General features: G+C 40.3%; 25 protein-coding genes and 1 other RNA gene. 19 read left to right on the plus strand and 7 right to left on the minus strand.

Annotation, left to right across the window (positions count from 1 at the left end):
• The first annotated feature begins 56 nt into the window (after positions 1–56).
• Complete coding sequence (locus tag ACE1CA_RS10965) at positions 57–2,978, plus strand: PAS domain-containing sensor histidine kinase (protein WP_413280300.1); 2,922 nt, start codon at positions 57–59, stop codon at positions 2,976–2,978.
• A 128-nt stretch (positions 2,979–3,106) separates the two neighbouring features.
• Positions 3,107–5,698 carry a bifunctional metallophosphatase/5'-nucleotidase gene (locus ACE1CA_RS10970; protein ID WP_413280301.1) on the plus strand — a complete coding sequence of 864 codons (2,592 nt, stop codon included), beginning with the start codon at positions 3,107–3,109 and terminating at the stop codon, positions 5,696–5,698.
• A 113-nt stretch (positions 5,699–5,811) separates the two neighbouring features.
• Here the strand turns inward: ACE1CA_RS10970 and ACE1CA_RS10975 are convergent, their stop codons facing one another.
• Positions 5,812–6,174, minus strand: coding sequence for a hypothetical protein (locus tag ACE1CA_RS10975; RefSeq protein WP_413280302.1), 363 nt, complete (start codon positions 6,172–6,174; stop codon positions 5,812–5,814).
• Between the two features lie 107 nt (positions 6,175–6,281).
• Here ACE1CA_RS10975 and ACE1CA_RS10980 point away from each other — a divergent pair, with 107 nt between their 5' ends.
• Together ACE1CA_RS10980 and ACE1CA_RS10985 are read left to right on the plus strand one after the other, a co-directional pair.
• Positions 6,282–6,611: a DUF433 domain-containing protein gene (locus ACE1CA_RS10980; protein WP_413280303.1), complete on the plus strand. Its 330-nt coding sequence runs from the start codon at positions 6,282–6,284 to the stop codon at positions 6,609–6,611.
• 10 nt (positions 6,612–6,621) lie between these two features.
• Positions 6,622–6,972 (plus strand): DUF5615 family PIN-like protein, encoded by a 351-nt coding sequence (locus tag ACE1CA_RS10985; protein WP_413280304.1) that lies wholly within the window; start codon positions 6,622–6,624, stop codon positions 6,970–6,972.
• A 49-nt stretch (positions 6,973–7,021) separates the two neighbouring features.
• On the opposite strand, the gene ACE1CA_RS10990 is transcribed toward ACE1CA_RS10985, so the two are convergent.
• Together ACE1CA_RS10990 and ACE1CA_RS10995 are read right to left on the minus strand one after the other, a co-directional pair.
• Positions 7,022–7,309 (minus strand): type II toxin-antitoxin system RelE/ParE family toxin, encoded by a 288-nt coding sequence (locus ACE1CA_RS10990; protein ID WP_413280305.1) that lies wholly within the window; start codon positions 7,307–7,309, stop codon positions 7,022–7,024.
• Positions 7,309–7,599 carry a hypothetical protein gene (locus tag ACE1CA_RS10995; RefSeq protein ID WP_413280306.1) on the minus strand — a complete coding sequence of 97 codons (291 nt, stop codon included), beginning with the start codon at positions 7,597–7,599 and terminating at the stop codon, positions 7,309–7,311. The genes ACE1CA_RS10990 and ACE1CA_RS10995 overlap by 1 nt, the downstream gene beginning before the upstream one ends.
• Positions 7,600–7,628: 29 nt before the next feature.
• Here ACE1CA_RS10995 and ACE1CA_RS11000 point away from each other — a divergent pair, with 29 nt between their 5' ends.
• The 7 genes from ACE1CA_RS11000 (at position 7,629) to ACE1CA_RS11030 (ending at position 9,812) form a co-directional block, all read left to right on the plus strand.
• Positions 7,629–7,778 carry a hypothetical protein gene (locus ACE1CA_RS11000; protein WP_486517756.1) on the plus strand — a complete coding sequence of 50 codons (150 nt, stop codon included), beginning with the start codon at positions 7,629–7,631 and terminating at the stop codon, positions 7,776–7,778.
• Positions 7,775–7,978, plus strand: a complete 204-nt coding sequence (locus ACE1CA_RS11005; protein WP_413280308.1) for a type II toxin-antitoxin system HicB family antitoxin — start codon at positions 7,775–7,777, stop codon at positions 7,976–7,978. Before ACE1CA_RS11000 ends, ACE1CA_RS11005 begins: the two co-directional genes overlap by 4 nt.
• On the plus strand, positions 7,975–8,202 hold the full coding sequence (locus ACE1CA_RS11010) for a type II toxin-antitoxin system HicA family toxin (RefSeq protein ID WP_413280309.1): 228 nt from the start codon (positions 7,975–7,977) through the stop codon (positions 8,200–8,202). The genes ACE1CA_RS11005 and ACE1CA_RS11010 overlap by 4 nt, the downstream gene beginning before the upstream one ends.
• A 159-nt stretch (positions 8,203–8,361) precedes the next feature.
• Positions 8,362–8,517, plus strand: coding sequence for a helix-turn-helix domain-containing protein (locus ACE1CA_RS11015; RefSeq protein ID WP_413280310.1), 156 nt, complete (start codon positions 8,362–8,364; stop codon positions 8,515–8,517).
• Positions 8,518–8,552: 35 nt separating this feature from the next.
• Entirely contained in the window at positions 8,553–8,780 is a 228-nt protein-coding gene (locus ACE1CA_RS11020) for a ribbon-helix-helix domain-containing protein (protein WP_413280311.1), read from the plus strand.
• Entirely contained in the window at positions 8,770–9,228 is a 459-nt protein-coding gene (locus tag ACE1CA_RS11025) for a type II toxin-antitoxin system VapC family toxin (RefSeq protein ID WP_413280312.1), read from the plus strand. Before ACE1CA_RS11020 ends, ACE1CA_RS11025 begins: the two co-directional genes overlap by 11 nt.
• Before the next feature lie 62 nt (positions 9,229–9,290).
• Positions 9,291–9,812 (plus strand): DUF29 family protein, encoded by a 522-nt coding sequence (locus ACE1CA_RS11030; protein WP_413280313.1) that lies wholly within the window; start codon positions 9,291–9,293, stop codon positions 9,810–9,812.
• Here the strand turns inward: ACE1CA_RS11030 and ACE1CA_RS11035 are convergent.
• Positions 9,796–10,503 (minus strand): Uma2 family endonuclease, encoded by a 708-nt coding sequence (locus ACE1CA_RS11035; protein ID WP_413280314.1) that lies wholly within the window; start codon positions 10,501–10,503, stop codon positions 9,796–9,798. The two genes, ACE1CA_RS11030 and ACE1CA_RS11035, sit on opposite strands and share 17 nt — an antisense overlap.
• Before the next feature lie 268 nt (positions 10,504–10,771).
• Between ACE1CA_RS11035 and groL the strand changes: the two genes are divergently transcribed.
• Positions 10,772–12,442, plus strand: a complete 1,671-nt coding sequence (gene groL / locus ACE1CA_RS11040; RefSeq protein WP_413280315.1) for a chaperonin GroEL — start codon at positions 10,772–10,774, stop codon at positions 12,440–12,442.
• Between the two features lie 112 nt (positions 12,443–12,554).
• Entirely contained in the window at positions 12,555–13,766 is a 1,212-nt protein-coding gene (gene corA / locus ACE1CA_RS11045) for a magnesium/cobalt transporter CorA (protein WP_413280316.1), read from the plus strand.
• A gap of 98 nt (positions 13,767–13,864) precedes the next feature.
• On the opposite strand, the gene ACE1CA_RS11050 is transcribed toward corA, so the two are convergent.
• Positions 13,865–14,002 (minus strand): hypothetical protein, encoded by a 138-nt coding sequence (locus tag ACE1CA_RS11050; RefSeq protein ID WP_486517758.1) that lies wholly within the window; start codon positions 14,000–14,002, stop codon positions 13,865–13,867.
• Between the two features lie 46 nt (positions 14,003–14,048).
• On the opposite strand from ACE1CA_RS11050, the gene rnpB reads away from it, so the two are divergent.
• From rnpB to ACE1CA_RS11065, 3 genes are all read left to right on the plus strand, one after another.
• Positions 14,049–14,482, plus strand: an RNA gene (gene rnpB, locus ACE1CA_RS11055) — RNase P RNA component class A.
• A gap of 35 nt (positions 14,483–14,517) precedes the next feature.
• A complete protein-coding gene (gene rnc / locus ACE1CA_RS11060; protein ID WP_413278203.1) occupies positions 14,518–15,231 on the plus strand; it encodes a ribonuclease III in 714 nt (237 codons plus the stop codon).
• The gene (locus ACE1CA_RS11065; protein ID WP_413278202.1) at positions 15,228–16,250 is read left to right on the plus strand and encodes a Gfo/Idh/MocA family protein; all 1,023 of its coding nucleotides are present in this window, start codon (positions 15,228–15,230) and stop codon (positions 16,248–16,250) included. The genes rnc and ACE1CA_RS11065 overlap by 4 nt, the downstream gene beginning before the upstream one ends.
• Before the next feature lie 7 nt (positions 16,251–16,257).
• Here ACE1CA_RS11065 and ACE1CA_RS11070 read toward each other — a convergent pair whose 3' ends face one another.
• On the minus strand, positions 16,258–18,234 hold the full coding sequence (locus ACE1CA_RS11070) for a sensor histidine kinase (protein ID WP_413278201.1): 1,977 nt from the start codon (positions 18,232–18,234) through the stop codon (positions 16,258–16,260).
• A gap of 249 nt (positions 18,235–18,483) precedes the next feature.
• On the opposite strand from ACE1CA_RS11070, the gene ACE1CA_RS11075 reads away from it, so the two are divergent.
• From ACE1CA_RS11075 to ACE1CA_RS11085, 3 genes are all read left to right on the plus strand, one after another.
• On the plus strand, positions 18,484–19,167 hold the full coding sequence (locus ACE1CA_RS11075; protein WP_459563620.1) for a RibD family protein: 684 nt from the start codon (positions 18,484–18,486) through the stop codon (positions 19,165–19,167).
• A gap of 53 nt (positions 19,168–19,220) precedes the next feature.
• Positions 19,221–20,429: a GNAT family N-acetyltransferase gene (locus ACE1CA_RS11080; RefSeq protein WP_413278200.1), complete on the plus strand. Its 1,209-nt coding sequence runs from the start codon at positions 19,221–19,223 to the stop codon at positions 20,427–20,429.
• A 180-nt stretch (positions 20,430–20,609) separates the two neighbouring features.
• A complete protein-coding gene (locus ACE1CA_RS11085; protein WP_413278199.1) occupies positions 20,610–20,993 on the plus strand; it encodes a DUF4346 domain-containing protein in 384 nt (127 codons plus the stop codon).
• On the opposite strand, the gene psb32 is transcribed toward ACE1CA_RS11085, so the two are convergent.
• Positions 20,990–21,715, minus strand: a complete 726-nt coding sequence (gene psb32, locus ACE1CA_RS11090) for a photosystem II repair protein Psb32 (RefSeq protein ID WP_413278198.1) — start codon at positions 21,713–21,715, stop codon at positions 20,990–20,992. The two genes, ACE1CA_RS11085 and psb32, sit on opposite strands and share 4 nt — an antisense overlap.
• Positions 21,716–21,740: the final 25 nt, after the last annotated feature.

A 21,740-nucleotide genomic window follows, 5' to 3' on the forward strand; every position in this document is an offset into this window, starting at 1 on the left:
CTAGTTTGTCTGCTTGCTGGTTTGCGGCCTCAGTAACTAATTTGGCGTGACAGCTTATGTTCGCGATCGACAACCCAATGATTTGTTATCAGTTAGCGGGATATGAACGACTGCAAACACCCATTTGGATTTATGATATCCAAAATCTGAAAATGAGGTGGGCAAATCGTGCCGCTTTACAGCTGTGGAATGCAGCAAGTTTAGAAGAATTACTCAGCCGCGATTTAAGTCAAGTTTCTACTGCAACCTATACCCGCTTACAAAGTTACCTAGAGCTTTTTAAGCAGGGTGAAACAATAATTGAACAGTGGACATTTTACCCCCAAGGAAAAGCTGTATCTGTTCGTTGCACCTGTTCGGGAATTCTGATTGAGAAGGATTGTTTAGCAATGTTAGTGGAAGCAGAAAGAATTACTAACATTGAACAAGAAGCTCTTCGTTCTATAGAAGCGCTACGTCATACAACAGTAGCAATTTCTTTATGCAATAAATCGGGGGAGTTAATATTTCAAAATCCCGCTGCTATTAATTGTTATGGTAATTGTATATCTAATCCAGAAAATCAGCATTTAAAGCAGCGTTTTTTCGATCGAGATATTTGGTTGCAAGTAGAACAAGAATTGACTGTTAAAGGCATTTTTAAAGGTGATATTCAAGTTTTAACTAAACAAGGAGTGCATTGGCATTATATAGAAATTCGGCAGACTAATGACCCGACAGATAGTTCTCCTATACTGTTGATAAATGAGAATGATATCACCGAACGTAAAAAGATTGAAGAACAACTAAAATTAGCAGACTTTTCCGTAGAACACTCTTCTCTGGCTACAGTCTGGAGCGATCGCAATGGCAAAATTATTCGCGCTAACAAAAAAGCTTGCGAACAACAAGGTTTTTCCCGTAAAGAGTTGTTATCAATGTACGTTTGGGATTGCGATCCTAACTTTTCTCAAGAAGCATGGCTCTCACGCTGGGAAGAACTAAAACAGCACAAAACTTTATCCTTTACCTCCGAACATCGTAGTAAAGACGGCAGAATGATTCCTGTAGAGGTTAGTTTGAATTATTTAGAATTTAATGGCAAAGAATATAACTTTGCTTGTTCGCGTGATATTAGCGATCGAGTAGAAGCCGAAAAAGCCTTACGACAGAACGAAGAAAGAATGCAAGCATTAATAAAAGCCATACCCGACACGATGTTTCGTCACCGAATAGATGGCACTTATTTAGATGTAGAAGCAAATGAAAATAACTTAATCGTACCTCCAGAACTTCTCATTGGCAAAAAGTTAACAGACTTACCGATGCCGGAATACATTAAAAAAGGATTGCTAGAAAATTTTCTAGCCGCAGTTACTACCGGAAAACTACAAACCTTTGAGCATAATTTAGAAAAACCGGATGGGATGTACACTTATGAAGCTCGAATTATTAAAAGCGGTGTTGATGAAGTTGTTTGTATTGTCCGGGATGTTACAGAACGCAAACAAGCAGAAGAAACTCTACAAAAAGCACTAGCAGCGGCGCAAGCAGCATCAATTTCTAAAAGTCGTTTTCTCTCTCACATGAGTCATGAACTACGGACACCGCTAAATGCTATTCTCGGTTTTAGTCAGGTATTGGCAAGAAGCAATTCTCTTTCTGATGAACAACAAGAACAGCTAAAAATTATTAATCGCAGTGGCGAACATTTATTAAATTTGATCAATGACATTTTATCCATGTCAAAAATTGAAGCAGGTCAAGTTACGCTCAACAAAAATCGCTTAGATCTGTATCAATTACTCGAAGACTTAGAAAATATGTTGCAGTTAAAAGCTGCTTCTAAAGGTTTACAGCTAATTGTTGAGCGATCGACAAATGTTCCCCGATATATTGAAACCGATGAAAGTAAGTTGAGACAAGTTTTAATAAATTTGTTAGGTAATGCCGTTAAATTTACTCATGAAGGCAGGATTCATTTAAGAGCCAAATTAGGAAAAAGAGAGCAAAATCAAGCGGTAATTAACTTTGAAGTAGAAGACACAGGTGCGGGAATAGCACCAGAAGAAATTCCGACAATGTTCGATCCCTTTGTGCAAACTGAAACAGGTCGTCAATCCATGCAAGGAACGGGATTAGGTTTACCAATTAGCCGCCAATTTGTCCGCTTAATGGGGGGAGATATTACAGTTAATAGCCAGTTGGGTAAAGGAACAATTTTTACTTTTGATATCAGAGTTAAAGAAGTTGTTGCTATGCAAGAAAAAAGTTCCTTAACTGCTAAACAAGTGATTGGATTACAACCTAATCAGCCAACTTATCGGATTTTAATAGTTGAGGATATTGAAGAAAATCGTCTATTGTTACTTAAGTTATTGAAACCATTGGGATTTGAAGTGCAAGAAGCAGTTAATGGACAAGAAGCGATCGCCTTATGGTCAACTTGGCAACCTCACCTAATTTGGATGGATATGCTAATGCCAGTCATGGACGGTTATCAAGCAACCCAACAAATTAAAGCCTTGCAACAACAAAGATTGACCAAAGAAAATATTCCCAAAACTGTAATTATTGCCTTAACAGCTAGTGCTTTTGAAGAAGAACAATCGAGTATTTTCTTAGCGGGTTGTGATGACTTAGTATCTAAACCTTTCCCAGAGTCAGAGTTATTTGAAAAAATGGCTCAATATTTAGGCGTGCGCTACATCTATGCCGATGAAAATCAACCGACTTTCTTAAATTCAGTAATACCTAAAAAACTGAGTGCAGAGGATTTAAAAGTAATGCCTGCTGAGTGGATAATAAAACTACATCAAGCAGTACTTGGCGCTAACGATGATATTATCTTGAAGTTAATTGAACAAATTCCTGATACTGAAGTAACTTTGGCTGATGCGCTTACAGATTTGGTCAATGATTTTCGTTTAGATTTAATTTTAGAGCTAATAGAAAAAATTATTCCTTCAGAAGTATCCGCAAACCACCCTTCCGGGTGATTGTTAACGATGGGAAACCAGCAGTAGTTCCGAGCGGAAAAAAGCGATCGCAATTTCATAACCTCTGTATAAAAAAATCTTAACCATGCCATGAGACGATAAACGTTTTGTGTAGCGAAGCTAAACTCATGGCATTACAGATTCCCAGCATATTCGACAGTCGTTTTTACCTAGAGCAAAATCTAGATATTGCAGTTGCCGTCAGTAGACGCATCTTACCAGGAAGCCCATTACAACACTTTCTCAACTTTGGGCAATTTGAAAGTCGCGATCCTAGTACCTTTTTCAACACCAACTTTTACTTACAGAGAAATTCAGATGTCCAACGAGCGGTAAATGCGGGTGTTTTCCGCAGCGCTTTTCAACACTTCGTCAACGCCGGACAATTTGAAGGTCGCGATCCGAGTACTGTTTTTAATAGCAGTTTTTATTTACAAAGAAATCCAGATGTCCGACAAGCAGTGAGTAACAGAAGTATTAGAAGTGCTTTCTCACACTTTATTGACTTCGGACAATTTGAACAACGTCAACCCAGCACAGAATTTAACCCCAGTTTGTATTTACGCCAAAATCCCGACGTACAAGCAGCGGTAACAGCTGGTACTATTGGTAGTGCTTTCCAGCATTACGTTCAGTTTGGCAGATCGGAAGGTCGCTTTGGCGGAGGAACAGTTTCTGGCAGTTTCGTACTTCAGTTATTGCACGCTTCCGACTTTGAAGGAGGAGTTCCCGCAATAGATGATGCGCCGAGAATGTCATCGGTAGTTAATGCTTTGCGATCGCAATTTCCCCAAAATACCCTATTCCTTTCTTCTGGCGATAATTACATTCCCGGCCCCTTTTTAGCAGCTAGCAGCGACCCATCTTTAAGAACAGCTTTAGGCAGAGAAGATATCGGTCGTGGAGATATTACCATCCTCAATGCGTTGGGAGTACAAGCTAGCGTTTTCGGCAACCACGAATTTGACCAAGGAACCAGACAAGTTAGAACTTTAATCGCCAGAGATCGGGAATATTCCGGCACAGCTTTTCCCTATTTAAGCGCCAATTTGAATTTTGCAACCGATGCTAACTTGCAAGATTTAGTAGTAGCAGATGGACAAGAAGCTAGGAATATTCCTAACAGTATTGCTAAAAGCACGGTGATTACAGTTAATGGCGAAAGAATTGGGATTGTTGGTGCAACTACTCCCACATTGCGAAGCATTTCTTCCCCTGGAGATGTCGGAGTTTCCCCCGCCAATCCAAATGATTTGGATGCTTTAGCTGCCACAATTCAACCATCAGTTGATGCTTTAACAGGTCAAGGAATAAATAAAATTGTTCTCTTGGCACATATGCAACAATTGGATGTGGAATTAAACTTAGCTCCCAGGTTGCGAAATGTCGATATAATTGTGGCTGGCGGTTCCCATACTTTGTTATCTGATTCTAACGATCGCTTAAGAACAGGAGACACATCAGGCGGCACTTATCCCATATTAAGAACCTCCGCTACAGGCGAACCAGTAGTAGTCGTAAATACCACCAGTAACTATAAATATGTTGGTCGTTTAGTTACTGAATTCGACTCCCAAGGCAGAGTAATTACCCAAAATTTAAATCCTGAAATCAACGGTGCTTATGCCACAGATCAACAAGGAGTAGTCGCCACAGGAAACGTTGCCCCAAATGCCAAAGTAGTCGAAGTAACCCAAGCAATAGGAAACGTCATCAACACCAAAGACGCGCAAACTTTTGGACGCACTAGTGTTTACTTAAATGGTGAAAGAAACTCAGTGCGTACCGAAGAAACCAACTTAGGAAATTTAACTGCTGATGCCAACCTCGCTGCCGCTAGAGCGATCGATCCTTCAGTAGTAATTTCCCTCAAAAATGGGGGTGGTATTCGAGAATCGATCGGTGCAATTGTAGGCGCAGGCGGTAACGATCCCAATGCCGGACAAAGGATTCCTCCTGTAGCTAATCCCGGCGCTGGTAAAGAAGCAGGTCAAATTTCTACCCTGGATATTGAAAACAGTTTGAGGTTTAACAATCAGCTAACATTGTTAACATTAACTGCCCAACAATTACAACAAGTAATTGAACATGGAGTCGCTGACTCCGGCCCAGGAAGAACCCCAGGACGTTTTCCCCAAGCAGGAGGAATCGCATTTAGTTTCGATCCTAATCGACCTGCGGGAAGTCGAGTCCGGTCTATAGCTATCAAAAATGCTAGTGGTAATACTACCGATGTGGTAGTTCAAAATGGGCAATTAGTTGGCGATCCAAATCGCACTTTCCGCACTGTTACTTTAAACTTTTTAGCTGGTGGCGGTGATGGTTATCCATTCCCCAATTTCCCGGCAAGAAACCAAGTAGAAACAGGTATTGGCGAACAAACAGCCTTAGCAAATTATTTAACCCAAAGATTTGCTAATACGCCTTTTAATGTTGCTGATGTAGGTGCGGCGCAAGACACCAGAATTCAAAATTTAAGTGCCAGAACCGATACAGTAATTTCGGGAACTTCAGCACCACAAGCCCTGGCAAATCTACAATTATTTAATAATGTTGATTTGATTGCTCCGCCAGATTCCATGCCAAAGGTTTTAGCCGAAGCTTTTACCGACCCATTAAGTGGAGTTTCGTCTAATTTTTCTAATGTATCACTCATTAGTGACCAACCGGATCTTGTGCTTAATTCTAACTTTTCAGAGATGCCGCTAACCTTAGCATAAGGCAGAAATTTATACGGCAGAGAGAGGAAAAATTAAACAGGAAAAAAGTGTTTTCTCTCTTCTGCTTTCCTAGTTTCAATTGCTGCAAGTACATTAACTATATGAATAATTATTTACTCTATTCTCCAACTATAGACCTTACTTACTTGCCCAGACTGATTATTACTTGTAGATACAAAAAGATTTTGCCTTTTAGCATTCTTAAATTGAAATAAACAAAGCCCTAATCCTGTTCCAGAACAATCAACAACTTCGGTATAGCCTTTTTTGATCAAATAGTCGATCGTACTGTTGGGAACTCGATTATTCACTTGTTCGGAATTAACTACAGGTTGCCAGCCTCGCTGAATTAACATAGTTCTGACTTGAGCATAATTCATATTTCGCCGCAATCTGGGCAATGATTGGGCAAAAGATGACATTTGAACTGAACAAATTATAGTTAGAAGTATGCCGGAAGAAAGTAGTTTATTCATATCTTACTGTGTTAGATAAAACCAAATATTTTCTGAGTCTCGCCCTGCCTACCGTGACAAACGGTATTATTCTAGATTAAAGCAGTAGTTTTGTGGGAGATTAACTGGTGAGCCTTGTTTTAGAAGTTGAAGCACCTCCGTTCCGAGAAGATGCAACAGGAGCAATAAGAATCGGAAACTCAAGAGTTCTGCTGGAATTAGTAATTCGAGCTTTTCAGGATGGTGCATCCCCTGAATCAATTGTCCAACGTTATTCAACTTTGCTATTATCTGATGTTTATACAACAATCGGCTACTATCTTAGACATCAAGAAGCAGTAGAAGCTTATCTCAATCATAGAGAACAGCTAGCAGAGTCGATTCATCAGCGTTTGTCAGCCGTTCAACCCGATCTAAGTTTAATTCGATCGCGCTTGTTAGCCCAAAAACAACCTTAGAGAGTTAATCATGCTGCGGTTGTTGAGTGATGAAAATTTTAATGGTGATATTGTTCGAGGGCTGTTTCTGCGTCAACCAAAGCTTGATTTGCTACGAGTTCAAGATATTGGTTTGGCAGAAGTAGACGATCCAACTATCTTAAAGTGGGCGGCAGAAAACGATCGCATTTTGCTAACTCACGATCGCGCAACTATGCCTGATTTTGCTTACCAAAGATTACTTCAACAGGAAGAAATGTCAGGGTTGTTTGTTATTAACGATCGAATGTCCGTTAGACAAGCAATTGATGAACTTCTCTTGTTAGTTAATTGTAGTGAACAGTCAGAATGGAAAGGATTTGTGTTGTATCTGCCCTTGTAATCCGAAAACGATCGCCTTTTTTATTGGTGAAGTTATGGAAGTGCGATCGCTAAAACTGACTGTCAATATCTCTAGCTTGGTGTAAAATTCTAACAATTTCGATACCAGCCGCAATTTTATTGTAAAAAATAATGTATGGCTTAACAGGAAAACTCCTGAGTCCTGCCATCAAATCGTCTCGTTGCTTGCCCATATTGGGAAATTGAGACAACATAGGAAATCGATCCAAAATTTGGGCAATTTGTTTGTCAGCTAAGAGTTCATCTTGCTGTGTCAGATAAACCCAAATATCTTCTAAGTCTCGTTCTGCTTGTCGTGACAAACGGTAACGATTCACTAGGATTGCTCCTGCTGAAGTCGCTGTTTGCCCCGCATTTTGATGGTTTCAAGCAAATTAGGTAGCGTGGAATCATTATACTCAGTGTATTCTCCTTTCTGAAGTTGTTCCGCGCCTAGTGCAATGTCACGTTGTAAAGCTTCCTGTTTCTTTTGAAGTTCTTCACTAGAGAGCGATCGATACTGAATTTTTTGCGCTAAAAGTTGCTGCTCCTCGTCGGTAAGAGAGAGGATAATTTGAGCAAGAGAGTTAATCAATTTAACGTTGATTGAGTTAGTAGTTTGGCTCATGATCCGAATTTTTAACTTGTTTTCTTATTGTGGTAGAAGGAAGTTGTTGGTATTTGATTCAAGCAGGACAAGCAAATACATTACATATAATTTATCATTATGTGCGAATATGTGAAAATGCTCAAAATTGCTACAATCCGATCGATCGTCAACTAACACCACTCTTTGGGAAAGTATGAAAATTAAAGTCGTTTTAGAACCTAGTGATGAAGGTGGTTACACCGCTTATGTTCCTTCACTACCAGGCTGTATCAGCGAAGGTGAGAATATTGATGAAGCTTTAATGAATATCCAAGAAGCAATTGAACTTTACCTTGAACCTTTGGAAGAGGATACATCTTTTGGGGAGAGCGCGATCGTTAGAGAACTAGTTTTATGAGTAAAGTTCCTAACCTTCCTTACACACAAATTATTGCTGCTCTACAAAGAGATGGGTGGGTAGTTGTTCGTCAGCGCGGTAGTCACATCAGATTAGAAAAAGAACTACCATCAGAAGTTTTAAAACTAACAGTTCCGGCTCATCGATCCGTTAAGCGATCTACTCTAGCTCGAATTTTAAAACAGGCTCGAATAGAGATCGATCGCTTCCTTGAACTACTGTAGAAGCGATCGCCTTTTTTATTGGTGAAGTTATGGAAGTGCGATCGCTGTAAGTAAAGAAGATGTGTTAGATATATCAACCCTAGTATAGGAATTATTGCTATTGAGAAGAATACTAGGTTTGCAATCGCGAATCCGAAGTAGGTTTTCTCTAGTTTTTCCATGATATTGGTTATTAAAGAATATCAGTGTACGCGAGGTCATACAAAAGATGAAGCTTATGCAATTTTGGAAATTCTTGGTGAAGCTTTGCGAGAAGATTTGAATAAGTCAAATTTTCGCGCTTCTGTTGAAAATTTGATTAAAATTATCATATAATTTTATATATCGGCTATCAAGATTTGAATAAAACTATGAATATTACTATCCCACCAGAACGAGAAAATTTTATTCAGTCTCAGTTGGCAACAGGTAAGTATGAAAGTGCTGAGCAAATCGTAGATGAGGCACTTAAGCTACTCGAAAGACGAAATGAACAAGCAAAACTTTTAGCAGAGATACGCCAACACCAATGGCAACCTCTGGAAGAAATTCCAGATAGCGTTACTCTGCTAAGAAAGCTGCGGGGATATGATGACTGAATACTCATTTGAATGTGTTCTTGATGCTAATGTTGCAGTGAAACTTTATATTAATCAGCCTTTTTCCGATAAAGCGATCGCATTACTCGATTTACTACAAGCCAATAAACCAGCTAAGTTTTATATTCCAGAATTTTTTTATGCAGAATGTGCTAACGTTCTTTGGCAGTACGTTCGCCTTGCTGCGTATCCTCCGCAAGAAGCGAAAAATAGCTTAGAGAATTTGAAACAACTTGATTTACAAGTTATCGATACTTTCAGTTTAATTTCTGAATCTATGGAAATAGCAATATCTTGTGGAATTGCTGTTTATGATGCTTGTTATGTAGAACTGGCAAATCGTTTAAATATTCCCCTAGTGACTGCTGATAAAAAGCTGATTAATGCTTTATCATCTAGATCGTACATAATTCAATCGCTAGAAACATTGGTTATTCCATCTTTTTGAAGAAGATGAGGCAGACTATAGCTGAATATAAATCATAAATTAAGTTGAAGAGGTGAAAAAATATGACGCAAGAACTGATAGATTTAAGAACCAGCATTTTAGAGGGGCGTTATGGCGATGCTTTGGCGATCGTAGATGAATTAGAAGGCATGAGCAAACAAGCAATTCTGCGGACGATTCAATCTCATTTAGTCATTTTGTTAATTCACTTAATTAAAAACCAAATTGAACAACGCTTAACAGGTTCTTGGGCGAATTCAATTCGTAACTCAATCCGCGAAATTAAAAAGTTGAATCTTAAAGATAATAAAACTTCTTACTATATTAATGAAGATGAATGGGAAAATTTGATTGAGGAGGAAGTGTGGGAAAATGCGATCGCAGATGCCAGCGAAGAAGTAATGAATGGACAATTTACCCGTTCTCAACTTTCGGAAATGTTAGATCAACCGCAATTGCTGCAAAGAGCGATCGAACTAATCACCCTAACTTATACTCATTCAGCTAAAGAATTACCCGCATTAATTGAAGAAATTTTAGTAGATTTACCAGGCGGTGAAGATTGGATTAACCGGAGAAATTAATGTTTGCGGTTAGTTGCTGTACAAAAGCTTGGTGTTCAGGCGATCGCACTCCCGCTTGCAAAACCTCCAGCACACGCACCATATTACTCGCCAATAAATCATTAACCGCTAACCACAACCCCGGAAACACTTGAGAGCGAATGATTCCAGACTCATCTGGCATTAATCTTACATAATCACCTTCCATTAGTTGAAACCATTCCAACTGATTTTCGTAAGATTGCCAAATTACGTACTCTTTCACGCCGTTTCTGCGATAAGCTTGCTTTTTACTACCCGTGTCAATAGCAACATTACTTGCAGCAATTTCCACAATTAACTCTGGCGCACCTTCAATATATCCATCTTTGCTCAAGCGAATTTGCCCACCTGCTGCGGGTTGAATAAACAGAACGGCATCAGGTTGAGGTTCGTTATCTAAATCTAAGCGCACAGTTGGTTCGGTGCTGGAGTCAACGCCTGGGGTGAGTGCTTGGTAAACTCCTAACCACGTAACTACTCGACTATGCGGTTTACCATGTTGCTCATGCCTTAATGCAGATGCCACGTAGACGACTCCTTCAATCAATTCGGCTTTTTTGATGTGAGTTGCGGCATTGTAGCGGCGCTCGAACTCGTAGCGGGTTAAGCGATCGCCACTTTCCAACGGAGGAGTCTGATTTCGATGCGATTCTGTACGGAGTCTTGTCATTGAATTTTCGATCGACCACACAGATCTAGCTTCATTTTAAACAGTGTTAGGACTTACGCACAGCCGATCCCCCAACCCCCTTACTAAGGGGGCTCTCTTAAATTCCCTCCTATCTTAAATTCCCCCTTCTCTTAAATTCCCCCCTTGGTAAGGGGGGTTAGGGGGGATCGCCTGTGCGTAAGTTCTGATCTAAAATCCAAAATAGTATTGTTAGCACTCTGACCCTGAGAGTGCTAAATTGACTAATGGAAGTGAGAATGAATTAAATATGGCAAAAATCGTAGCATTCGATGAAGAATCCAGACGGGCATTAGAACGGGGTGTAAACGCCCTAGCTGATGCTGTAAAAATTACCTTGGGGCCAAAAGGTCGTAACGTTGTATTAGAGAAGAAGTTTGGCGCACCCGATATCGTTAACGATGGGATTACCATTGCTAAGGAAATTGAATTAGAAGATCCCTTAGAAAATACTGGTGCCCAACTGATTCGGGAAGTTGCTGCCAAAACCAAAGATACTGCTGGAGATGGTACCACAACCGCGACTGTGTTGGCACAGGCGATGATTAAAGAAGGCTTGAAAAACGTTGCTGCTGGGGCAAATCCAGTGGCGATTCGGCGGGGAATTGACAAAACTGTTGCGAAATTAGTTGAAGAAATTGCTGCTGTTGCTAAACCTGTAGAAGGAGGTGCGATCGCGCAAGTTGCCACCGTTTCCGCAGGTAACGACACCGAAGTAGGTGAAATGATTGCTGAAGCAATGGAAAAAGTCACCAAAGATGGCGTGATTACCGTTGAAGAATCCAAATCTTTGACTACAGAATTAGAAGTAGTGGAAGGGATGCAACTCGATCGCGGTTATATGTCTCCCTACTTCGTCACCAACGGCGAAAGAATGACGGTGGAATATGAAGATGTTCGCATCTTAATCACCGATAAAAAGATTAATTCCATTCAGGAATTAGTGCCAGTTTTGGAAAAAATTGCCCGGTTAGGTAAACCATTATTGGTAGTAGCTGAAGATGTAGAAGGCGAAGCTTTAGCAACCTTAGTGGTGAACAAAGCTAGGGGTGTTTTGAGTGCAGTAGCGATTAAAGCACCGGGATTTGGCGATCGACGCAAAGCAATGTTAGAAGATATCGCCGTTCTCACAGGCGGACAATTGATTTCCGAAGAAGTAGGATTGAGCTTAGATACTGTTACTTTGGAAATGCTCGGAACCGCCCGCAAAATCACCTGTGATAAAGACAGCACCACGATCGTTGCTGGAACAGAAACCAAAGACGACGTACAAAAACGCATTGGGCAAATTAGAAAACAACTAGCAGAAACTGACTCCGAATACGATAGAGAAAAACTGCAAGAACGGATTGCTAAATTAGCAGGTGGTGTAGCAGTAATTAAAGTCGGTGCTCCTACCGAAACTGAATTGAAAAACCGCAAATTACGAATTGAAGATGCTTTGAATGCCACCAAAGCAGCGGTAGATGAAGGCATTGTTCCCGGAGGCGGAACCACATTAATTCACTTGGCTAAAAAAGTCAGTGAATTTAAAAATAGCTTGGCAGACGAAGAAAAAATTGGTGCAGAAATTATTGCCAAAGCATTAGAAGCACCTTTGCGTCAAATTGCCGATAATGCTGGGGTTGAAGGTTCAGTAATTGTCGAAAAAGTGCGCGATACCGAATTTAATGTGGGTTATAATGCACTGGATGACAAATTTGAAGATATGATTGCTGCGGGAATCATCGATCCAGCAAAAGTTGTCCGTTCTTCCGTGCAAAATGCCGCTTCGATCGCAGGCATGGTGTTAACAACTGAAGCATTAGTTGTGGAAAAACCTGAGAAAAAACCTGCTGGTGGTGCGCCTGACATGGGCGGCATGGGCGGCATGGGCGGCATGGGCGGCATGGGTGGCATGGGCGGCATGGGCATGATGTAATGCCACCAATGTTTGAGTAAAATTGCTAATCCTGAGATCCCCGACTTCTTCAAGAAGTCGGGGATCTAGTTGTAAGATTACGGTCAGTACTATTTATTCGATCTGAACCGATATGTTAGAAAGAAATTTTGCATCGGCAACACTGAATATAAATCCTGATATAGAAGAGGAAGAAGAAGATTACTTTGATTACAACTATGATGAACCAGGTAGTCTTCCGGGGACGATCGACCTACCCTCAGACGCTCCACCACCAGATATAGTGTTAATAGATTACAGCGAAGCTTCAGCTACTAGGATCAAAATTAATAACCCAGAAGAATGTGCTGCTTATTTAGATACTCATTCGGTTTCTTGGGTGGATGTATTAGGGTTAGGTAATGAAGAAACTTGGTTGAAACTGAGTAAAGTTTTTAATCTGCACGCCTTAGTTTTGGAAGATGTAGTTAATGTTCCCGAACGTCCCAAAGTTGATGATTTTGACTCGCAAATAGTGATCATTGCTTGGATGGTGATGCTCAGAGATAACAGTAATGGATTTTATATTGAGCAAGTAAGTTTTGTATTAGGAGAAGATTATTTACTGACGGTACAGGAAGAACCAGAACGAGATTGTTTTGCTAAAGTGCGCGATCGGATTCGTTACAACAAAGGCATCATTCGTCAAAGAAAAGCCGATTATTTAGCTTATGCACTTTTAGATGCAATTATTGATGGTTATTTCCCCGTTTTAGAAGCTTACGGCGAACGCATAGAAGAATTAGAAGATGAAGTAGTTAGCAATCCATCTCGACAAACCTTACAAGAAATCTACAAAATTAGGCGAGAATTATTAGCACTACGTCGTGCGATTTGGCCCCAAAGAGATGCACTCAACACCTTAATTCGAGATGGGAGCAACCTGATTAGTCCAGAAGTGAGAATTTACCTGCGAGACTGTTACGATCACGCCGTACAAGTTATCGATATTGTAGAAACATACCGAGAATTAGGCTCGGGATTAATGGATGTTTATCTCTCTTCCATCAGCAACAAAATGAATGAAATCATGAAGTTACTTACCGTGATTTCGACAATCTTTATTCCCCTAACTTTTATTGCTGGAGTTTATGGGATGAACTTTGAAGATATGCCAGAGTTGAAATGGAAATTAGGTTATCCTTCTGTTTGGGCAGTGATGATTGTCGTTGCTGGTGGTTTAGTTTACTTCTTCTGGAAAAAAGGTTGGTTCGAGAACTTTTCCACTATTAAAGATGATTCAGAAACAGAAACTAACAATTTAGTTTCTATACCCAAAATGCGACAAGTTGTTCGGAATAGATAAGAAGAGGTGAGGAGTTAGTTCAGATCTTGCAGCAATGGAATGGAGGTAGAACCTCCGTTGCCTCGTTCCCAGGGTGTACCCTGGGAACGAGAATCTCCTCATCCCCATCTCCCCATCTCCCCATCTCCCCATCTCCCCATCTCCCCATCTCCCCATCTCCCCATCTCCCCATCTCCCCATCTCCCTATCTCCCCATCTCCCCATCTCCCCATCTCCCCATCTCCCCATCTCCCCATCTCCCTATTCCCTATTCCCAGTTCCCCAGTAAACTAGATATAGGAGAGAGTAGGGGTAGGCGGTTGCGGAATAGCGAAAGCTATTCTGAGGAAAGTCCGGGCTCCCGAAAGACCGAACTTGCTGGGTAACGCCCAGTGCGAGCGATCGTGAGGATAGTGCCACAGAAAGATACCGCCTTCTTGAAGTTATGAGTTCTGAGTTTTGAGTTATGAGTTAATTCAAAACTTAAAACTCAAAATTCAAAACTTTAAGAGGGTAAGGGTGCAAAGGTGCGGTAAGAGCGCACCAGCAACGTCGAGAGGCGTTGGCTCGGTAAACCCCGGTTGGGAGCAAGGTGGAAGGAGCTATGGTTGGTCTTTTACCAGTTCCGTCATTAGGTACCGCTAGAGGCATCTGGTAACAGGTGTCCCAGATAGATAACTGCCCTCTTAGCCTGTATAGTTAAGAGAACAGAACCCGGCTTATGACTTGCTCTCTCCCTTTTTTATTGGAAAGGAAACAAGAAACAGTAGTAATGAATCTCAGCTATCCGCGTCGCCAAAGTCAATTGGAAAGTTTGGTGCAAAAATTGGGAATACCGGAAACTGCACCAGTGAAATGGCAGTTATTGGACTTGGCATTGACTCATCCGACTTTTTCAGCGGAAGCTAATTATGAGCAGTTAGAGTTTGTGGGTGATGCGGTGGTGCGGTTGGCAGCGGCAGAGTTTTTGTGGGAGAATTATCCCGAATCTTCTGTGGGTGATTTTTCTGGGATTCGTGCGGAATTGGTGAGCGATCGCATTTTAGCCAAAATCGCTGATAGTTACGGATTAGAACGGCATTTATTGTTAGATAAAAGTGCCGCTGGCGATGTCGCCGGAAGAGAAACTAGATTAGCCGATTCTTTAGAAGCAGTTATGGGTGCTCTTTATTTGAGTACACAAAATCTACAGTTAGTTCGTCCTTGGATTGACAGTCATTTCAAAGATTTAGCTGAAGAAATTCTCTCCGATCCGGCTCGTCATAATTATAAAGCTGCATTGCAAGAACTTACCCAAAGTGTTTACAAAGTTTTGCCTATATATGAAGTTATGGAAATGAAACGAATTAAGGGTAATTCGCAAACTTTTAAAGCAGTGGTGAAAGTGAATAACAAAGCTTATGGAAGAGGTGAAGGACATTCTAAAAAAGCGGCAGAACAAGCTGCTGCTAAAGTAGCTTTTGAGCAATTAAAGGAATTCAAATGACAATTAACATTGTGATTTTAGGTGCGGGGCGTTGGGGCGTGCATTTGGTGCGAAATTTTTTGGCACTTCCTGAAGTCCGTTTGTTGGCTGTAGTCGATCCAAATTTGGATCGGTTGGAGGATGTGCGATCGCGCCATCAATTGAATGATACCGTAGTGTTAGCAACCCAATGGTCAGAAGTGCGACAATTACCCGAATTAAATGCAGTGGTAATCGCAACTCCCGCCTCTAGTCATTATCAATTAGTAGCAGACGCTCTCAATCTAGGCTATCACGTTTTAGCCGAAAAACCTTTAACTATTAATCCGCAAGAATCTGTAGAACTTTGCCATTTAGCAGAACAAAAACAACGTCAACTTGTAGTCGATCAAACTTACCTGTTTCATCCCGCAGTAGCACAAGGCAAAAAAGTGATGGAACAAGGAATTTTAGGAGACTTGCGCTATGGTTATGCTACCCGAACTAATTTAGGCCCAGTGCGTTACGATGTCGATGCCATGTGGGATTTAGCCATTCATGATATCGCCATTTTAAACAATTGGTTATCAGAAACTCCCTCTCAAGTTCAAGCTACTGGTAAACTTTGGTTGCAGCCAAAAGCAGCAACAGAAAATCCACTTTATGATTTAGTTTGGCTAACTCTGACTTATCCTAGCGGTTTCCAAGCTTTTATCCATGTTAGTTGGCTGAATACTGATAAACAACGTCGTTTAGGTGTCGTTGGTAGTCAAGGTACATTAATTTTTGACGAGTTATCAGCAACAGCACCTTTATCAATTCAAAAGGGAAATTTTGCCTTAGTTGGCAACAAATTCAATCCCGAAAATCTCAGTTTTGAACTTGTTGATGTTCCTAAAGTAGAACCACTAAAACAAGTTTGTCAACATTTTATCAATTGTGTTCAAAAAAATCAGCCTTCTGCTATTTCTTCTGGTTGGGTGGGAACAAAATTAGTAGAAATTCTCTATGCTTTAAGCCAATCATTACAGCAAGGCGGACAACCAATTAAATTATCTTAATCCGAAACTACTTTTCGCCTACAGAAGGTACTTCTGATTTATTATCAGTTGGTGATTCGGTAGTTCCAGTTGCAAAAAAGCCAGAACTAAGTACTGGCATAGCAATTTCTACTGTGGTACCTAAGTCTACACCGGGACTATGCAAATTAATTGTACCTTCCATTAGTGCCATAATTTTGCGGGAAATTGCTAACCCTAAGCCTGTTCCGCCATACTTGCGAGTTCTAGTTCCATCAGCCATAACAAAGGGACGGAATAATTTTTTTTGTTCTTCAACTGGTACACCAATTCCTGTGTCTTTGACTTTTACCAATACCCAATAATTGTTATTATTACTTTGTTTATTGGGAATTGCTTCTAAGGTAGTAGTAATTGTGATGCTACCTTTTTCGGTAAATTTGACAGCGTTACCAATTACATTAAGGAAAACTTGTTTCAATTTTGCTGGATCTGCTTGAACCATGATTGGTTGCTCTGGTATGGTGAATAATAGTTGTAAGCTTTTTTGATTAATGTGAACTATTTGCAAATCGATTACTTCTTTGAGGATCGATCGCACATCCACAGGTCGCATGACTACAGAAAGTGTACCAGATTCAATCTTCGATAAATCCAGAATGTCGTTGATAATATGTAATAAGTGAATTGCCGCATCATCCGCTTTTTGGAGTAAGTCTAATTCTTCTTCGCGATCGTCACAACAACCATCTCGCACCAAGCGAATACAACCAATAATCGCATTTAAAGGCGTTCTTAATTCATGGGAAGTATTGGCAAGAAATTCGCTTTTTAATTTGTTTGCTGTTTGCGCTTCTTTCCAAGCATTTTCCAACTCTTCCGCCCAAATAGTTAATCGCCCCACCATACTGTCAAGAGATTCACTTAATTGATTTAATTCACTAATTTTAAATTTAGGGGGATTTTTCAGTAATGAACGGTCTTTGCCAACATTTAAAGCATATTCACCCAACTCTTCTAAAGGACGTGCTAAGTCACGAGATAAATATAAAGTTGCTAATAAAATAGCAGCAGTTAATCCTAAAGTGAGAATTAACAATACTTGCCTGATTTCTTCTAGTCGATACAAAGCACTATCTATACTAGCAACTGCTAAGATTACCCATTTACTATTTTTCTCTTTAGTTAAAGGACTCGGAATAGCTGAATAACCAACTACTGATTCTACTCCCTCATCTTCAAAATTAGATAAATGCAGAAAATCTTGTTGTCCATTAACCGCATTTCTGAGGATTGCTTCTAGCCTAGAAGCATCTTTTTCTTGAGATATATTTTTTCCTTGGCGCTCTTTTTGCGGATGTTCTAAAATTGTACCGTCTTGGTCAATTACTACTGTATCACCATAAAGAGAACCGGAGAGATCGCTTTGTTGTTGATTTATTACAGATCTTACAGATAATATATTTTGGAGTTGACCAGCATTGTTATAAACTGGTACGCTTAAAATTAGTTGCAACTGGTTTGTATTACTGGGAATATTGGTATTATTACCAGAGTTTTTGGCAGATAGAGTTGTTACGTAAACATTAGACAAATCTGGCAGTAATTCTGTTTGTTTTTTCGACCATAAATTAGGAGGCAAAGAAAAAATTGACCGATCGCCACAAGTACCAGCAATAACTTTACCAGTCTGAAAGTTAGTTAATTGTATACATTGAATTTTAGTTGGTAACTGAGTAGCTAGTTGAGAAATAAACTCTTGGTTGATTGCACTAGATGAATTAGATTTTAGAACAGCAGTTTGACTCGCTGCCATTAAATTAGATTTTAAAGCAGCAATTAATTCTTCCATTCTTTCCCCCTTTCTCACAGCACTTTCTGTTAAGTTTTGGCGGGCAGTTTCTAACAAACCAGAACGAGCTTTTTTGTATGTTATATACTCCCCTACTAGTAACACTGGTACACTTAACAGCAGGATACGAGATAGTAAAATGCGGCGAAAAGAAGATTGACTTAGCTTACCCATAAGGAGTCTCTAAAAAATTATAGTTAAAAGGAAGTAGTAACTTAGTAGCAGACAACTAAACAAGTACTAAGGGTTATGTCGCCAGGGAGGAAGAATAATTAAATTCCTGAAAGTAACTAGTATACGCTAATGATAGTTCACTGCGTAGCGATCGATAATCCTCATTATAAGAAACCTGTTTGCTATTCTTCTCCCGAATATGAGTGAAAAGTCCCCAAGCAAAATTGTAAAACTGAGAGGATCTAAGTTTTGTTAACCAATCGCCCTCATACCACTGTAATTCTAGCGATGAGTGCCGACGGTAAAATAGCCGACTTTCAGGCATCTCCTGCCAGATTTGGTTCTGCGGTTGATAAAGCGCACTTAGAAAAACAGATTGCTTTAGTCGATGGAGTTTTATTTGGTGCCGAGACACTGCGGACATACGGTACAACCTTAATGATTAACGATCCTGAGTTACTTAAACAACGAGAACTGCAAGGTAAAAGAAGTCAACCCATTCATATTGTCTGTTCGAGTTCGGGAAAAATAGACCCCCAGTTGCACTTTTTTAAACAGCAAGTTCCGCGTTGGTTATTCACTACTATTAATGGTTCCCAATTTTGGCAGCAAAAAGGAGCGTTTCACAAAGTCTTTGCAATTGCAACTGTAGAAGGTGGGATTAACTGGGTAGCAGCTGGGGAAAAACTCACTGAAATGGGTTTGCAAAAGGTAGCGGTTTTGGGTGGAGGGAAACTAGTGGCTTCCTTGTTAGCGGCAGATTTTGTGGATGAAATTTGGCTGACGGTTTGTCCGCTAATCTTAGGGGGAGAAAATGCACCAACACCAGTCACAGGTGCTGGTTTTTTGGCGAATTTGGCTCCTAAGTTACAACTTTTGTCTGTAGAGAGGGTAGACCAAGAAGTATTTTTGCATTATCGGCTGCAACGTTAGCAGAATTGGATTAATTTAAAGAAAGTTTGAACTTTTGCTCCCACTTGGGCCAGATGGTAGAACAAATTAAGCCTTGGTATTCGGTTTCTTGGATTAACAACATTGCTGAAATCCCGCAATCTGAATGGGATGCTTTGGCAATGCCGTTGAAAACTCCCTTTTTGGAGTGGGAGTGGCTGCACAATATGGAAAGTTCGGGTAGTGCTAAGGGGCAAACTGGATGGCTACCGAACCATTTGACGGTGTGGCGAGATAGAGAGTTGATTGCGGCTGCCCCGCTTTACGTGAAAGGTCATAGTTATGGCGAGTTTGTTTTTGACCATCAATGGGCAGATTTGGCAAGTCGTTTGGGGATTGAATATTATCCGAAATTGTTGGGGATGAGTCCGTTTACTCCGGCGGAGGGGTATCGGTTTTTGATTGCGCCGGGGGAAGATGAGGATGAGTTAACGGCGATGATGGTAAATGCGATCGATCATTTTTGCGATCGCAATCAAATTTCCGGTTGTAATTTCCTCTATGTCGATCCACAATGGCGATCGGTAATGGAACGTCACGGTTTTTTTAGTTGGTTACACCATAGTTACGTCTGGAAAAACGAAGGTTTTAAAACTTTCGACGATTATTTAGGGGTGTTTAATGCTAATCAACGCCGCAATATTAAAAGAGAACGCAAAGCTGTAGAAAAGGAAGGTTTACAAATTCGCACTTTAACAGGTGAGGAAATTTCTAAACCTTTGTTGGTGCAAATGTACAATTTTTACAGTCATCATTGTGACAAGTTTGGCTGGTGGGGAAGTAAATATTTAACGAAAAAGTTCTTTGAGCAACTTTATTCTAGTTATCGCGATCGAGTTCTATTGGTTGCTGCTTATAACGAACAAAATACTCATCAACCAATGGCAATGTCTTTTTGTGTTTATAAGGGCGATCGACTTTACGGACGCTATTGGGGTTGCTTTCAAGAAATTGACTGTTTGCACTTTGATGCTTGCTACTATACTCCGATCGAATGGGGAATTTCTCATGGCGTACAAGTGTTCGATCCGGGTGCAGGTGGACAACATAAAAAACGGCGTGGTTTTCCCGCAACTCCTAACCACAGTTTGCACCGCTTTTATCACCCCCGCTTAAGCAAAATTCTCAAATCTTACATTAGCGAAGTCAACCAAATTGAACAGCAACAAATCGAAGCAATTAATTTGGATATTCCCTTTAGTCAGCGTCAACCTGAATTAAAGATGGAGTTGGAAACTGAGTAGAATCTTTTGGTTTCTGAGAAGATTTTTTTAGGAAACCGCAAAGAAGAAACAGAAAAAACGGTAATTTTGGGAGGAATTACTGGTAAATTTGATATGATTAAGTAAGATTGTGATTGGAAATACTTTTTCAATTCGGAGAGCCATTAATTTTTTAGAATCATGTCATCTAGTTTGCCTAAAATGACTCAAATTAAAGAAGACCTTGCCTTAATTGACGATCGACTTTCCCAACGCGATATTAAGCTTGACCCTGCCGGATATTTTATTATCTATTTAGATAGAGAAGCCGGACTGATCTGCGCCAAACATTACACTAATGTAATTGATGAACGTGGTTTAGCTGTCGATCCAGAAACCGGAAAAGTAATTCCCGCAAAAGGTAAGGTAGAACGGACTCACACAACTTTATATACTGGCAGAACTGCTAAAGAAATTTGTGTGAAAATTTTGGAAGAAACTCAGCCCTGTCCCGTTACTTATTTAGATCATGCTGGCTATTTGGGACGAGAGTTTGTCCGGGCTGAGTTGGCTTTAATTACTGGTCAAGAGTACATTCAAGATTAAGAACCCATTGACTGATACCAATAATAGGTTGCCATTGGAATTACGGTGGCAGCAATTAATAAGCCAATAACCCAAATAGTTGAACCGCCAGTATCAGTTTCTTCAGCTTTTGTAAAGGTACTTTCTACTTTTAAATTGTCGGTAACTACGGGAGCACCAGGATCGGGTTTACCAGATAATACTGCCCAAATGCGATCGCTTGCATCCACAAAAGCTTGATTGTATTTGTCACCTTCGCGCAAAGGCACTAATACCGTTTCTGAGGCAACACTTTGGGCAATCTCATCCGACATCAAAGATTTTACTTTTTCTCCTGTGCGAATTCCTGTGGTGTTAGTTACAGTATCGATCGCTAACAAAGTTTGATTAGCTTGCGTTTCCAGTGTGGGAAACCATCTTTCAAATAGTTTATCGGTAAAACTTTGGGCGGTTTCGTCATAATCTAAACGGTGAATGGTGACAAATCTCACCTCATTCCCAGTTTCCTTCGCCAAATTTCCTAAAGTATTGTTAATCTGCCCTTCACTAATACGGCTGAGAACTTCTGCTTGGTCGATAATCCAAGTTTTTTCTCCTGCCACTAAACTGGGCATATCATAAGCACCTGTGGCATTAGCTGGTGTAGCAAAACTCTGCATTGCCAGCAACACTAACGCCAAGGACAAAAACAAACGTTGGAGATATTTTCTCCCAGAATAAATGTGATATAAGAACTGTTGCATGGGATAAAACCTTAAAAAAACTTCC

It is taken from the genome of Floridaenema evergladense BLCC-F167, from assembly GCF_041929205.2.
Taxonomy (GTDB): Bacteria; Cyanobacteriota; Cyanobacteriia; order Cyanobacteriales; family Aerosakkonemataceae; genus Floridanema; species Floridanema evergladense.

Coding starts and splice junctions, on each gene's coding strand:
- ACE1CA_RS10965 (WP_413280300.1), top strand. CDS start 57: ATGTTCGCGATCGACAACCCAATGATTTGTTATCAGTTAGCGGGATAT.
- ACE1CA_RS10970 (WP_413280301.1), top strand. CDS start 3,107: ATGGCATTACAGATTCCCAGCATATTCGACAGTCGTTTTTACCTAGAG.
- ACE1CA_RS10975 (WP_413280302.1), bottom strand. CDS start 6,174: ATGAATAAACTACTTTCTTCCGGCATACTTCTAACTATAATTTGTTCA.
- ACE1CA_RS10985 (WP_413280304.1), top strand. CDS start 6,622: ATGCTGCGGTTGTTGAGTGATGAAAATTTTAATGGTGATATTGTTCGA.
- ACE1CA_RS10995 (WP_413280306.1), bottom strand. CDS start 7,599: ATGAGCCAAACTACTAACTCAATCAACGTTAAATTGATTAACTCTCTT.
- ACE1CA_RS11005 (WP_413280308.1), top strand. CDS start 7,775: ATGAAAATTAAAGTCGTTTTAGAACCTAGTGATGAAGGTGGTTACACC.
- ACE1CA_RS11010 (WP_413280309.1), top strand. CDS start 7,975: ATGAGTAAAGTTCCTAACCTTCCTTACACACAAATTATTGCTGCTCTA.
- ACE1CA_RS11015 (WP_413280310.1), top strand. CDS start 8,362: ATGATATTGGTTATTAAAGAATATCAGTGTACGCGAGGTCATACAAAA.
- ACE1CA_RS11020 (WP_413280311.1), top strand. CDS start 8,553: ATGAATATTACTATCCCACCAGAACGAGAAAATTTTATTCAGTCTCAG.
- ACE1CA_RS11025 (WP_413280312.1), top strand. CDS start 8,770: ATGATGACTGAATACTCATTTGAATGTGTTCTTGATGCTAATGTTGCA.
- ACE1CA_RS11030 (WP_413280313.1), top strand. CDS start 9,291: ATGACGCAAGAACTGATAGATTTAAGAACCAGCATTTTAGAGGGGCGT.
- ACE1CA_RS11035 (WP_413280314.1), bottom strand. CDS start 10,503: ATGACAAGACTCCGTACAGAATCGCATCGAAATCAGACTCCTCCGTTG.
- groL (WP_413280315.1), top strand. CDS start 10,772: ATGGCAAAAATCGTAGCATTCGATGAAGAATCCAGACGGGCATTAGAA.
- corA (WP_413280316.1), top strand. CDS start 12,555: ATGTTAGAAAGAAATTTTGCATCGGCAACACTGAATATAAATCCTGAT.
- ACE1CA_RS11050 (WP_486517758.1), bottom strand. CDS start 14,002: ATGGGGAGATGGGGAGATGGGGAGATGGGGAGATGGGGAGATGGGGAG.
- rnc (WP_413278203.1), top strand. CDS start 14,518: ATGAATCTCAGCTATCCGCGTCGCCAAAGTCAATTGGAAAGTTTGGTG.
- ACE1CA_RS11065 (WP_413278202.1), top strand. CDS start 15,228: ATGACAATTAACATTGTGATTTTAGGTGCGGGGCGTTGGGGCGTGCAT.
- ACE1CA_RS11070 (WP_413278201.1), bottom strand. CDS start 18,234: ATGGGTAAGCTAAGTCAATCTTCTTTTCGCCGCATTTTACTATCTCGT.
- ACE1CA_RS11080 (WP_413278200.1), top strand. CDS start 19,221: ATGGTAGAACAAATTAAGCCTTGGTATTCGGTTTCTTGGATTAACAAC.
- ACE1CA_RS11085 (WP_413278199.1), top strand. CDS start 20,610: ATGACTCAAATTAAAGAAGACCTTGCCTTAATTGACGATCGACTTTCC.
- psb32 (WP_413278198.1), bottom strand. CDS start 21,715: ATGCAACAGTTCTTATATCACATTTATTCTGGGAGAAAATATCTCCAA.